Genomic DNA, 13,221 nt, shown 5'->3' with positions numbered 1-13,221 from the left:
CAAATGCAGGCACTTACACCGTAGTAGCTATTGCAAACTCTTGTACGTCTACTACTGCAACCAAAGCTGTTACGGTAAATTCAGCCCCTTCCGCTTCTTTTACAACCGTAGCCGATACATTCTACTTACCAAATGGAACGGTTAATTTTACCAATACATCTTCCGGAACAGGAAATAGTTATTCATGGGCATTCGGAAACGGTAATAGCTCTACCAATACAAACCCACAAACCGTTTATACCGCAGAAGGCAATTATACCGTTACACTCATTGCTACTAATAATGGCTGTTCAGATACCACTACTAAGGTAATTGTGGTGTTGCAAGCTACTGCACTGTGGGGGCACAATGAAATTAGTAATTTCTCTGTTTATCCAAATCCTGCAAACGAACAACTAAATATCATCTGGAATCAGCCGGAATCCGGACACGGTTTATTGACAATATACAATCTATCTGGACAATTAGTTTATCATCAAACTGTTAATGGAACTGCTGGTAAAAATAGTCTTGTAGTTAATTTAGAGCCGTTTGCCAGTGGTCTCTATGAAGTTAAATTACAGCAAAACGGAAAAACTCAAATGATTAAATTTAGGGTAATTAAGTAAGTAATCTGCCTAATCTGTATTTAAGAGAAAACTCCGGCTGGGTATCAGTCGGAGTTTTCTCTTAAATTGTAATTCAAGAAGTATGAAAATACTCTTCCAAATTCATTTTTTTGCAGGAATTTCTTAATAATTCTGCTTACTTTGGTTCGTTACTATTTTCTAAAATAGCGGCTAATTTACGGATGAAAATATCCGGTGCTTTGCAGGGGCGTTTACTTTCCTTGTTTACAAATACAAGAACCACCTTTGCTGTTGCTAATAAGGTACTTTCACGGTAAATTTTGTGGTCAAAAATCAGTTTTACCGAAGGTAGTTCTGCAATAGTGGTTTCAATGGTTAATAGGTCATCATAGGTAGCAGATTTTTTGTAATCTATTTGTAACGAAACTACAGGAAGTATTGTTACGTAGTTATCTTCTAATTCTCTGTAAGTTAGCCCGAGATTACGCACCCATTCTGTTCTGGCGACTTCTAAATAAATGGCGTAGTTCCCATAATAAACGACTCCCATTTGGTCTGTTTCGGCATATCGTACGCGGATTTGGGTAAATGTTTTCAGCATAGATTTATTCTTGTTCTCCTATTCCAAAAAGGACAGTAATTTCAAAGGTGATATTTCTTAATTTACTTCCGTCATAGGTTTGGTTATTTTGTGGATTTGGGTTTTTGATGACGTTGGTGAGGCCGAAGTTATAAAACACACCAAATCCGGTAGTGCCAAATCCGGTGGGCAGGTCAATAGAAAATCCTAAGGGGAGGTTGGCATAAAAAGTTGCTAATTTGAGACCTTTGGGGTCATCATCCCAAAAGCCATCTTGTTTTAATCTCCAGCCGGCAGTGTAGCCGGTTCTGGGATAAAACATTCGCCACAAACGAGGGCCAAACTTAAAATCAATTTCTAAGCTGGTAAGTGCTGTATTTTGATACTTTGAAAAGTCTTGTGCTACAAGGGGTAAATTAGCCTGCCCGCGTAAACCCTTGTAGCACCAATTTAAACCCAATTGCAGCCCACCAAAACGATTATACCACTGAAAATAAGGCCCTACACAAATATTAGAAAAACGATTATCAACTAAGGGATATTTTTCTGCCTGATAAAAATGATTAAAATTTGAAGCAAACCGAAACCCTAAGCCCGTTTGGGCAAACGCTTGATAGCTGCTGATAATCCAAAATACTATAAATACAGCTCGCTGCATATACTCTTTCTCGTCTGCAAGGTATTAAAAAAGATAATATCTCACAATGATTCATTTTTTTGCATTTTTGCAAACAATTTGTTAATGAATAGTGATATAACTACAACGAAGTTAGCTTTGAATAAACTATCATTTCGTTTTAAATGGATTAAAGATTTGTTGAACACAAAAAAGAACCGCTATAACGGTATTGAGTTTCTATCTTTTAAATTATTTTGTGCACTAATTGCTTATTTTAGCTATTTTTCTACTATGGCGCAGTCGTCCTATTATTATACTTTGGATTGGGGTTCTCCTAATGAGCATACATACTATATTTCTTTGAAGGCAAACAAAGAACTCGGTGCAGTAACTAATTTTAAAATTCCGGCTTGGAGGCCAGGCCGTTATATGTTGCAAAATTATGCAGCCAGTATTTCACATGTGTTTGCATTTGACGAGGCCGGAAATCCGCTGCCTTACCAAAAAACAGATAAAGATACTTGGAGTGTACAAAATCCTAAAAAGGGAGATTTTATCACTATTCAATATCGCTATTATGCAAATACCATTGATGCGGGTTCTTCGTATGTAGGGGCTTTTCAGGCATACTTTAACGGAAGTAATATTTTTATGTATGTAGAAAATCGTTATGAAGTCCCGTGTTCTCTTGAAATCAAACGGTTACCCGAAGATTGGAAGATAGCATCTGCACTTACCAAAACCGATAAGCGTAATATTTTGTTAGCATCTGATTATCATGATTTTATAGATGCTCCAACGGTTCTTTCTCCAACCCTGAAGCAAGTTAAGTTTCAGGTTCAGCAGACTACATTTTGGGTGCATTTTCAAGGAAAACATGGTCTAAAAGATAGTGATAATGAGATTATTACGCGGGATTTTACCAGAATTATCCAAGAACAGGCGGCTATTTTTGGTGGGCTACCGTTAAAGGAATATCATTTTATTTATCAATTATTACCTTGGCGGATTCGTCATGCGGTGGAGCATAAATATTGCGCTATGTTTGCTGTGCCGGAAGAGTCGGCGGCGAGCGGCGCGGCTTTACGGGATATTTACGGAATCACGAGCCATGAGTTTTGGCACTTATGGAACGTAAAGCGAATCCGCCCGGCAGCAATGTGGCCGTACCAATACCAACAAGAAGCCTATACCACACTCCACTGGTTTACCGAAGGAGTAACCGAATATTATACAGAACTTGCTCTACTGAGATCCGGATTTTATACCTTAGACCAGTATTTAGATGCCGTGTGTGGCGATATTAACTGGTTGGAAAACAGCCCTTCACAAGATGTAGTTTCTCCGGCAATGTCTTCTTTTGATACGTGGTTAGCTGCTTCTGCTTTCGGAAACCCGCAGTATAAAACATCTTTTTATACACTGGGTCATCGAGTTGGGCTTTTATTAGATTTATCTATTCAAGCACAAACGGCAGGAAAAAAAGGCTTAGATGACGTTTTTAAAACGTTATACCAAGATTATTATGAAAAAAACCTGGGCGTTCCGGAAGATGGAGTTCAAAAAGTTTGTGAAAAAATAACGGGTACTTCTTATGCTGCTTTTTTTGCAAATTATGTTCATGGTACTTTAAAAATTGACTACGATAAATTTTTATTACCCTTCGGCCTTAAAATGAAGACTGAATCTGATACAGAAGCGGGAGCTAAACGTTTAGGCTTAGAAAGAGTTGAAGTTTCACCGCGAGGCTGGTTGCTAAATACCGTTAAACTTGGTTCTGACGCTTTTATAGCCGGCTTAGCAGATAAAGATATAATCATAGACATTGAAGGGCAAAATTTAAGCACTCTTCAACCGGATATTTTTATTAATAAATTAAAAGTAGGGGACGAGATTTCGGTCAAAGTATTCAGCGAAAACCAAGTTAAGAGTTTTGTGATTAAGTTTACCGGAAAGTCTTTACCCAAACAATACCAAATTGTTCGTATTGATAATCCCAACAAAGAGCAGACCAATTTACTAAATGCTTGGATAAGCAGCAAGTCGAAGACAAATAAATGATAGACTGGCAGAGCTGGTTTGAGTGGCTTTGGGCATTCGGGAAGCCTCTGGACATTACGGGTGCTGGTTACTTAGTTTTTGTATCAGTAGCTTTTACAGGCTCTCTGTTGCTATCTCGCTTACGCAGCGCACATAGCGCGTGGGTATCCTTACTTAGCTTACTGCTATCTGCCAAAGTGTGCGGCATTTGGGCTTTATTATTGGTGGTTACAGCAACCTTAGATTACTTTATTGGGAGAGCACTATTTGACACAACCCGTAATTGGCAAAAGACAGCATTATTATTACTGTCTTTATCGGTAAACTTAGGGTTGTTAGTCTATTTTAAGTATAGCCGCTTCATAGCCGAATCTTTATCACCGTTTAATATTGTTTTTTCGGAAGATTTATTAAGCTGGATTGTTCCGTTAGGAATATCTTTTTACACATTTCGCTCTCTTTCCTATATTTTAGATTGCTATCAAGAGGTAATAGAAGAACCTGAAACGAATTATTGGCATTATTTAGCATTTGTTAGTTTTTTTCCTACGCTATATGCCGGACCTATTTCAAAAGCGAGGGAAACGCTTATTTACTTTAAAAAGCCATTAGAGCTGAATCATACCCAACACGCGCAGATTATTTGGTTGGTAATTTCTGGATTAGTTAAAAAGGTTGCGGTAGCAGATTATTTGGGGAGTAATTTTGTAGATAGGGTTTTTGATAGCCCTGGCCAATTTTCTGGTTTAGAATGTTTAATTGCAGCCGGTATGTATGGCATTCAATTATATGCTGATTTTTCTGGCTATACAGATATAATGCTGGCGGTAGGGTTGCTATTAGGTATAAAACTGCCGGATAACTTTAACGAACCCTATAAAGCAACGTCTTTGAGTGAGTTTTGGCGAAGATGGCACATTTCGATGTCTTCTTGGTTTAGTGATTATGTTTTTCAGCCCCTTGTATTCAGTTGGCGTAAATGGCCAAGAATTTGGGCAGTAGGCTTAGCTTCCCTTATTACATTTACGGCTTCCGGAATCTGGCACGGTTCAAGGTGGACATACCTCCTGTGGGGCTTCTTGCACGGAATAGGATTAGTGTACGAAGTTTCAACCCAAAAATATCGAAAAAAAATATTTTCATACCTACCAAAATGGCTGAATCGTTCACTAAGCCAAATATTACTCTACTGTTTTTTAGTGCTTAGCTTTATTTTATTCCGCTGCCAAAACCTTGAAACAAGTGTTACTTTCTTTAACTCTTTGATGTATCAGTTTCATTTTGAGTTACTTCAATCTTGGGTTTTTCAGTATCAAGCAGTTATTTGGGCCTGTTTATTGGGGATTATTCTCCACAGTACTCCAACTATTTGGAAGCAGAAGTTATTTCAGGGCTTTGAAAACCTGCCGTGGTATCTGTATCCGTTAATTTTTGTGATTACGGTTTTTTGTGTTTATCAAGTAAAAATGGCTGAGAGCCTGCCTTTTGTATATTTACAGTATTAAAAAAACAGCGTAGTTAGGTTTGCCCCAACTACGCTGCTGATTTTTCTGGATTATTATTAAGCGATAGTAACTGCTGTGTTTAGATACACATCTTGAACGGCATTAACGATTTCTATTCCTTCTTTTAATGGTTTTTGAAAGGCTTTTCTGCCCAGTATCAGTCCCATTCCTCCGGCACGTTTGTTTACGATAGCAGTAGTTACGGCTTCTGCCAAATCTGACGCTCCCGAAGCTGCACCACCGGAGTTGATTAAGCCGGCTCTGCCCATATAGCAGTTTGCAACTTGATAGCGACATAAGTCAATGGGGTGGTCTGTTGTTAAGGTATCATAAACCTTTTTATGTGTTTTGCCGAATTTAAGTGCATTAAAGCCGCCGTTGTTTTCGGGTAATTTTTGTTTGATGATGTCAGCTTTAATTGTTACACCAATGTGGTTGGCTTGGCCGGTAAGGTCAGCTGAAACATGATAATCTTTTTCGGGTGTTTTGAAGGCATTGTTTCGGGTATAGCACCATAAAATAGTAGCTAACCCTAAGCTATGTGCTTCCTCAAAAGCAGCAGCTACTTCTTGGATTTGCCGAGTAGATTCGTCCGAGCCAAAGTAAATAGTAGCTCCAACGGCAGCGGCTCCCATATTCCATGCGTCTTGAACAGAGCCAAACATAATCTGGTCAAACTTATTGGGATATGTAAGTAGCTCATTATGATTTATTTTTACAATAAAAGGAATCTTATGGGCATATTTTCGGGAGACCTGTGCCAAAACGCCAAAAGTAGAGGCCACTGCATTACAACCGGATTCTATGGCTAATTTAACAATATTTTCAGGGTCAAAATAGGCCGGATTCGGTGCAAATGATGCTCCAGCCGAGTGCTCTATTCCCTGATCTACGGGTAAAATTGATAAATACCCTGTTCCGGCTAAACGCCCGTAATTGTATAAAGACTGTAAATTCCGTAGCGTAGGATTATTCCTGTCAGAATCCTTCCAAATTCTATCTACAAAATCTGAACCCGGTAGATGAATCAAAGATTTATCTATGGCTTTTGTCTGATAATCCAATAAATACTTCGCCTGAGAATCTCCAAGTAGCTCTACAATTCGATTTAATGACATAGTTTAATAATTTTTCAAAACAGGCGCAAAGTTACGATATTTTTTTAGATTAATTTTCATTAAACTTAGCTATAATGAATGCAATTTTGATGGTTTACAAATGAACTTTAACACATAAGTATCAGAATATAGTTGCATTAATATAAGCTATTTTTACCTTTGTGGTGTGATGTTTAGCCATTGGGTAAGGGGAGTTATTTTAGGGCTTAGTTTATTCCTAAACTTTAAGTCTTTAGGCCAAAATGAGCTAACTTGGGCTAATGCTTTAGCGCAGAAAAAAGGAAGTATCAACCTAATTCATTCAGATTATTATCCATACACATATAGGCAGCATTTCAATAGTACTTGGATAGGCATAGACCAAGAAATTCTGCAAGAATTTCAGAAATTCTGCATCAAAAAATATGGAGTTTATCTGACAATCAATCAAATCTATCAACCCAATTTTTCCCAGATACTTCCTTCTTTAAAGAATGAACATCCCAATACTATCGCAATTGGCTCACTTTCTATCACAGAAGAACGAAAGAAACAGGTGGATTTCACAATCCCATATATGCCTGATGTGGATTTTCTGGTAACAGGTAGAAATATTCCCATCGCAAATTCTCAAACTACTTTATTAAACCTATTAAGCGGAAAAATAGCTCTACTTATAAAGGGAACAACCCTTGAAGAAGGCATCAGAAACTTAACCGCTAACTATGCACTTGCAGTTCAGTATAAAGATTGTGAAAATATCAAATCCCTTACTCGAGAGATTCTGAATAACCCTGATGGATTTTGCTATATGGAGTTTTCTCGTTATCTAAATCTTATCCGTGAGGGGAAAATCCTGAACCGGCAAGATTTCTTTATGCTAAAAAGAGAGGGTTATGCTTTTGCTTTGCCCAAAAGTAGCGATTGGAAAATCCCGCTAAATGAATTTATAGCAGATTCTTCATATACAAATACTTTAAATAGTATTATAACTAAATACTTAGGGAGCAATATTGCTAAGATTATCCTAAAAACTTATGATAATGATTCTTCGTTGCTCAATAAACAATATGATATTTTATTGGCCGAAAAAAATATCCAACGGCTGCAATTAGTAGAGCAGGAATTAGCCCTGCATAAAGGAATGGCTACCCGTTCTTATTTGATCTCATCAATCGTTATCGGAATTGTATTTCTGATAGGGCTTATCTACCGAAACCGGTATGTCAGTAAAAATAAAGCAGAACTACTTAAAAAAAACCAGGAAATTATCTTTGCTAAAAATGAATTAGAGCAAAAAAAGCATGAAACAGAAACCCAAAGAGACCAATTGGCTAATGCCTTAGAAACAGTAACTGTTTTGAGCAATATTGGCCGCCAGTTAATCAGCCAACGCTCCATAGAACCAATATTAATATCTGTTTATCAGCATGTTAATAAAATGATTCCGGCACAAGAATTTACCATTGGCCTGATTGAACAGAACCACAGGCAGCTTCAAATACCCTTTTGTGTTATGAATGGTCAAAGAATGCAAATTTCCCCAATTACCTTAGACCAAGATAACCGACTGAGTGTCATTTGCTATAAACAAAAACGTGATTTCTTGATGGGAAACGTTTCGCAAGAAATTCACCAATACATATCCAATAAGGAATCCTATAAGCAAGGAGACTTATTTAACTCCCTGCTGTGTATTCCGCTACTTGCCGGAACCGAACCCATTGGATTCCTGAGTGTTCAGTCTGATTTATTATATGCTTATACTGAGTTTCATCTCAATATATTAAAAAACCTATCGCTCTATATCGTTACTGCCTTGGGTAATGCAGAGGCTTTCGCTGAAATTATGGCACAGAAACAGTTTCTGCAAGAAGAAAAAAAACAACGAGAAAAAATGCTCCAAAAGTTAGAGTCCGCTTATGAAGAAATTACCCGCGTCAATTCTTTATTAGAAAATGATAATTTGAGAAAAACCACTGAACTTTTGGATGCTCAAAAAGTTCAAATGGCAATGCTCCCTGAAAAAACACCTGATTCTAAGTATTTTGACGTTGCCTATAACATGACCCCTGCTACAGAAGTAGGGGGAGATTATTTTGACTATAAGCAATTTAACGAGGAAAAATTGTTAGTAGCCATTGGAGATGCAACCGGGCACGGCTACCGTGCCGGAATCATAGTCGCAACAGCCAAAAGCTATTTCCAGTCTTTACCAGCCAATATTTCATTAACAGATGCCTTGGCTACTATTTCAGCCGGTATCAGAAGCCTAAACATCCGCTCTATCTTTATGGGAATGCACTTAATTCGGATAGAAAAAGATTCTTTTGAAATAGCAACAGCCGGAATGCCCTCAATCCTTCACTTTCAAGCTAAAAATAATAAGTGGACACAAATCATCCAAAAAGGAATGTTTTTGGGTACAAATTTTCCAGAAGACTTCCAAGTTGCCAAGATACCCTTTGAAACCAATGACATTCTGATAATACTTTCTGACGGACTTATAGAAATGTTCAATGAAAATAAGGAACAACCTGATTATGAAGATATAATAAATTATTGTTCTTATTTATCAACCAAAAATAGCGAAACAATTCTTTATGGGCTACAAAGATATGCCCAAACGTGGATGGAGAATACGATACAGCAGGATGATATTACTTTAGCAGTTATTAAAAAAGTAATACCAGAATGAGTTTTGAGTTGGGGTCAGAATTGTGGTGGCTGCTATTTTTAGCCGTCTTTATAGGTAATTTTGTTGAAGCAGTTGCCGGATTTGGGAGCGTTTTAATTGCATTAGTCATAGCATTATTAGTAACTTCAGATATTAATCTTGCCTTAGCTTGGCTTGTTCCGCTAAATATGGGGCTCAGTATTTTGATTTTGCTACAGAACTATAAAGACGTGGCACTACGCTATTTATTTATCCAGCTAATACCGCTGTTATTTTTGGGCTTTTTAGGAGGAAGCTATCTAAGTTCTGCATTACCCTCAGCAATACTAAAAAAAATATTTGGTCTATTAATCATTGCTTTAAGCCTTCGTTCATTGATGCAAAGCATTGAAAATAATTCACTTACAAAAAGTATTCGTTATTTTTGGCTAATATTAGGTGGTATCGTTCATGGATTGTTTTCTACCGGAGGCCCAATGGTAGTTTTTGTTGTTAGTCAAACAAATTTTAATAAAAAACAATTTCGGGCAACTTTAGCTGCGCTTTGGGTCATTCTTAATTCCTTAATGGTTTTTCGATTAACTTATTTTAATGACCTGAATATGAGTACTTTGAAAACATCTCTAAGTCTATTACCTGCATTATTATGCAGTGTTTTAGCCGGAAGCTACTTGTTTCATAAAATATCAGAGAAATCTTTTCGGCGTGTAATATATTTGTTATTGCTTTTTGCCGGAATTATGTTTTTAATTCGATAAAAGAGTAGCAAAAGCTACTTCTCTCAAAATCATTTAAGTCAAGGGAAATTGATATATCGAGTAAAAGAGATCAGATTAACTTTCTGCCTAAATCAAAAAAGCACCTCTTTTGAAGGTGCCTTTTTGATTAGAAGTTCTAATAATTATTGAACTACAACTTTTATATTTTGAGGAGTGCTACCAGCCTGAATTTCAATGAAATATATACCGGCAGGTTGTTCCAAATTCATTTCAACGGTATTATTTCCGAGGTTAGCTTGCCCATTCAATGTACGAACAGTTCTACCTAAATTATCGCGTACCTGAATAGTATAGTTTTCAGAAGAAGCTTGGAAATTCAAGACAACGGCGTTAGATGTTGGGTTAGGATACACTGTAGCGGCAGGAATATTCAATGTTTTTGGGCTATTAGTTGTAAATATAATTGCAGATGCAAAGTTTGTTAGGGGATAACCGCTACATTTTGCACGTACTCTCCATTGATAAGAAGTAGCTATTGATAGGCCGCCTAAGCTGTAACTATTGGTGGCAGAATAAGCATAGCTCCATGTGGGATTCCCTACCATACGGTAGGCAATATAGAAAGTATCTGCTCCCGGATGATTCCAGTTGAGAGTTGCGCCAGTTTGGGTGATCCCTGTGTTATTCAGAGAATAGGGCATACGACAACCGGCATTAGTTGTAAAGAACTCAGCGTTAGTGTAGTTATACATAACGTCATCACAAGAGGTGCGTACTCTCCATTGATAAGTTATCCCCGGCTGAAGGTCAGCAATGGTATGAGAAACATTAAGGCTATTGCTGGGATTATACATTAAACGGATTGTCCAAGGATTGGTACCAACTTCACGATACATTACAGCAAAAGTATCTGAGGGAATAACTGTTGTCCAACTTAAAACGGCTGTATCAGATCCTATAGAACTTGCTACTAAATGATTAGGAACAGGGCAGGAAGCGTTAAAAACTCTAACCATATCTAAGCCTAAGTTGCTACCATTTTTGCTTACGGCTAAAAATCCAAGTCTAACATTAGAAACTCCGGCATAATCATCTAAGCCAGCACCATTTAAAGACCAAACTGCAGATCCGGCTTTTACACGAGTTACGGCGCGAACGGTATCGGAAAATGGGCCATTATTGACAGATACTACAACGAATAAATCCTCATTGCGTGTCGGGAATCCGGCATCTTGGCTGTAGCTAAATTCAAGAACGGGGTTAGTTAAACTAGAAAAGTCTAAAACTGGAGAAATTAACATTTCTGCATCTCCGCTAGTTGTTCCACGGGAATTAAAACGTGCTATTGTATTGCCATAAGTGGGTGCTAAGGTAGGGCTAATTAAAGATGCATTAAATGTCCAATTAGTGGAGGTACCAACAACATCATTTGTAGCCCAGCAAGAATTATTGGAAGAAAAATCATGTACCCAAGGGAAAATATTTACACTACAACTTGCAGTTGTGAACGTTGAAGCATTTGAATAATACTCCTCTCCTTTGTAAGTGGTAATATTCCACTCATACTGAGTGCTCATCTGAAGGCCGGTAGCATTAAAATTAGATGCGTTTCCAGCTATATTTTGGCTATTCCATGCACCTCCACCAACTTTACGCCAGCGAATCACTTGGCTATCCGGCACTACATAGGTCGGTTGACTCATATTGTGGTGTGCCCAAGATAAAACAGCCGAAGTCTGGGCTATGCTATTAGCAGTTAAGGATATAGGTTTAGGGCACTGTAGAGGCATTACTGCAGTATTGTATTCACGAATATTATCTAAAACAATAGCATAATCCTTAGCTCCTGAGTTATTTCCATATACTTTAAACGTTGAAATATCTTTTCCGGCAAAGGCAGGATGTGTACGAACCACCTCATTATCTACCAAAACGCCATTAACCCAAATATCATAACGGCCTGCTCCAACAGAACTACCGCCACCATTGTAAGGGTAGGTACCTTCACTATTATTGCAAACAAAGGTTATTCGGTAAGGCGTATTTGGGCTCATCGTAATTCCGGAAGATTTCCAACTTTGAGCAGAACGAAGGCTAACGGTTATGACCCCTTCAACAGAACTATATCGAATGCCTGCAAATGTTTCTGATCCGCTAAATGGGCCATTATAGCCCGGTAAGAATGAAGTACCGGTTCCGATAAAGGTGTACCAATCTCCGGTTCCATTGTTAAATAAAACATCATACTCTAATGTGAATAAAGTCCCCGGGCTATTAACGTATGTTCCGGTGATACTATTGATGGTTGAATTTACACCCGGGATTCCACGTAATTCCGTATAGTGCCCTAAAGAGGTATTTCCGGGACTTTTAAGTGTCCAAGAACCGCCACCGCCACCAACAAAAACATCAGCTAAACCGGTATTACCCGTTGTAGCAGTTGTGTTATCCGGCTGCTTGCCGAAACTAAACGTAGTCTGTGCCAAAACTCCGGTCGAACCCGACACGAGCAAAAAGGCAATAAAAAAAGAAATGTACTTTGAGAGTTTCATAATCTGAATTATAAAATACTTTGTTCTGCGCAAAAATAGTATTTTTTTTGATATAAAATAAAGTGAAGTGATTAAGTATATTATTCTCTTAAAACCCAAAATATAAAAAAGAGTTCCCTTCAGACTTTTATACAAACTATATTTAGCTTATTTTCAATGAAATAATAATTTAGAAAATAGTTAGGCTAATTTTGAATAGTAGATAAAAAATTTTAGGAAAATAGCAATGCTATAATTGTAGATAGGAAAAATTCTAAAAACGAAACGGGTATTACTAAAGGTGTGGACATTCTGCGCGGAACTTCAATCGAAGAGCAAAACTACGCCGCAAGCGTAATGTTGTTCAACGCAACCGCGTATTGGCGGATATTTAGCACAAAAGTTCAATCGAAGAACTGCGCTATGTCCACTCCTAAAAAAGGTTACACTTTTGGGCTAATAATCCTGATACAAGGGTACACATTTTTTAATCCTGAATACCATTTACAGTTATTTTACAGGGATGAATTGAAAAAAAGCTCTGCTGAGGAGCATCTCGCTAAGAATAATCCGGTCAAATAGCGTAATAATTCGTTGTAATGTATGTAACTGTTATAGCGGATTTCGTTACATTATGCATTCTAAACATAGCATCTCTGCCTATTTGAAAATGATGTACCTGTAAAAAAGATTGTATCTCGTGCAATAATTTTCTTGTTCCCAATCGCTTTTGCTGTTTTCGATAACACAATACTTCCTCAACAATCATATCGGCTTGGTATGTTTTTTGTTGAATAAATTTGATGCCTTGATAGTATAATGCCTACTATAACTAATACGATAATGATATTTTAATTAGACCAAAATGTATCTATATTCATATA

9 protein-coding genes are annotated in these 13,221 nt (G+C 37.5%); 5 read left to right on the top strand and 4 right to left on the bottom strand.

The genetic code is table 11. The annotated features are described in order from the left end of the window. On the top strand, positions 1–608 hold a 608-nt coding region (locus LC115_00925), incomplete at its 5' end, for a T9SS type A sorting domain-containing protein (GenBank protein MCZ2355243.1). Between the two features lie 136 nt (positions 609–744). On the opposite strand, the gene LC115_00920 is transcribed toward LC115_00925, so the two are convergent. Then, on the bottom strand, positions 745–1,170 hold the full coding sequence (locus LC115_00920) for an acyl-CoA thioesterase (protein ID MCZ2355242.1): 426 nt from the start codon (positions 1,168–1,170) through the stop codon (positions 745–747). A gap of 4 nt (positions 1,171–1,174) precedes the next feature. Next, positions 1,175–1,807, bottom strand: a complete 633-nt coding sequence (locus tag LC115_00915; protein ID MCZ2355241.1) for a hypothetical protein — start codon at positions 1,805–1,807, stop codon at positions 1,175–1,177. A 117-nt stretch (positions 1,808–1,924) separates the two neighbouring features. On the opposite strand from LC115_00915, the gene LC115_00910 reads away from it, so the two are divergent. Together LC115_00910 and LC115_00905 are read left to right on the top strand one after the other, a co-directional pair. Further along, positions 1,925–3,829, top strand: coding sequence for a hypothetical protein (locus tag LC115_00910; GenBank protein ID MCZ2355240.1), 1,905 nt, complete (start codon positions 1,925–1,927; stop codon positions 3,827–3,829). Next, the gene (locus LC115_00905; GenBank protein MCZ2355239.1) at positions 3,826–5,313 is read left to right on the top strand and encodes a hypothetical protein; all 1,488 of its coding nucleotides are present in this window, start codon (positions 3,826–3,828) and stop codon (positions 5,311–5,313) included. The genes LC115_00910 and LC115_00905 overlap by 4 nt, the downstream gene beginning before the upstream one ends. A 56-nt stretch (positions 5,314–5,369) precedes the next feature. Here the strand turns inward: LC115_00905 and LC115_00900 are convergent, their stop codons facing one another. Then, entirely contained in the window at positions 5,370–6,431 is a 1,062-nt protein-coding gene (locus tag LC115_00900) for a class I fructose-bisphosphate aldolase (protein ID MCZ2355238.1), read from the bottom strand. Positions 6,432–6,600: 169 nt separating this feature from the next. Between LC115_00900 and LC115_00895 the strand changes: the two genes are divergently transcribed. Together LC115_00895 and LC115_00890 are read left to right on the top strand one after the other, a co-directional pair. Then, complete coding sequence (locus LC115_00895) at positions 6,601–9,108, top strand: SpoIIE family protein phosphatase (protein ID MCZ2355237.1); 2,508 nt, start codon at positions 6,601–6,603, stop codon at positions 9,106–9,108. Then, complete coding sequence (locus LC115_00890; GenBank protein MCZ2355236.1) at positions 9,105–9,845, top strand: sulfite exporter TauE/SafE family protein; 741 nt, start codon at positions 9,105–9,107, stop codon at positions 9,843–9,845. The genes LC115_00895 and LC115_00890 overlap by 4 nt, the downstream gene beginning before the upstream one ends. Before the next feature lie 143 nt (positions 9,846–9,988). Here LC115_00890 and LC115_00885 read toward each other — a convergent pair whose 3' ends face one another. After that, positions 9,989–12,358 carry a fibronectin type III domain-containing protein gene (locus tag LC115_00885; protein ID MCZ2355235.1) on the bottom strand — a complete coding sequence of 790 codons (2,370 nt, stop codon included), beginning with the start codon at positions 12,356–12,358 and terminating at the stop codon, positions 9,989–9,991. Positions 12,359–13,221: the final 863 nt, after the last annotated feature.

It is taken from the genome of Bacteroidia bacterium (assembly GCA_026932145.1).
Lineage (GTDB): Bacteria > Bacteroidota > Bacteroidia > J057 > JAIXKT01 > JAIXKT01.
Note: the sequence above shows the minus strand (reverse complement) of the source record. Positions and strands in the feature narration are given on the sequence as shown.

What these genes read in the sequence shown, in the direction of transcription:
- LC115_00895 (MCZ2355237.1), top strand. Translation starts at nt 6,601, where the DNA reads ATGTTTAGCCATTGGGTAAGGGGAGTTATTTTAGGGCTTAGTTTATTC.
- LC115_00915 (MCZ2355241.1), bottom strand. Translation starts at nt 1,807, where the DNA reads ATGCAGCGAGCTGTATTTATAGTATTTTGGATTATCAGCAGCTATCAA.
- LC115_00900 (MCZ2355238.1), bottom strand. Translation starts at nt 6,431, where the DNA reads ATGTCATTAAATCGAATTGTAGAGCTACTTGGAGATTCTCAGGCGAAG.
- LC115_00905 (MCZ2355239.1), top strand. Translation starts at nt 3,826, where the DNA reads ATGATAGACTGGCAGAGCTGGTTTGAGTGGCTTTGGGCATTCGGGAAG.
- LC115_00890 (MCZ2355236.1), top strand. Translation starts at nt 9,105, where the DNA reads ATGAGTTTTGAGTTGGGGTCAGAATTGTGGTGGCTGCTATTTTTAGCC.
- LC115_00885 (MCZ2355235.1), bottom strand. Translation starts at nt 12,358, where the DNA reads ATGAAACTCTCAAAGTACATTTCTTTTTTTATTGCCTTTTTGCTCGTG.
- LC115_00920 (MCZ2355242.1), bottom strand. Translation starts at nt 1,170, where the DNA reads ATGCTGAAAACATTTACCCAAATCCGCGTACGATATGCCGAAACAGAC.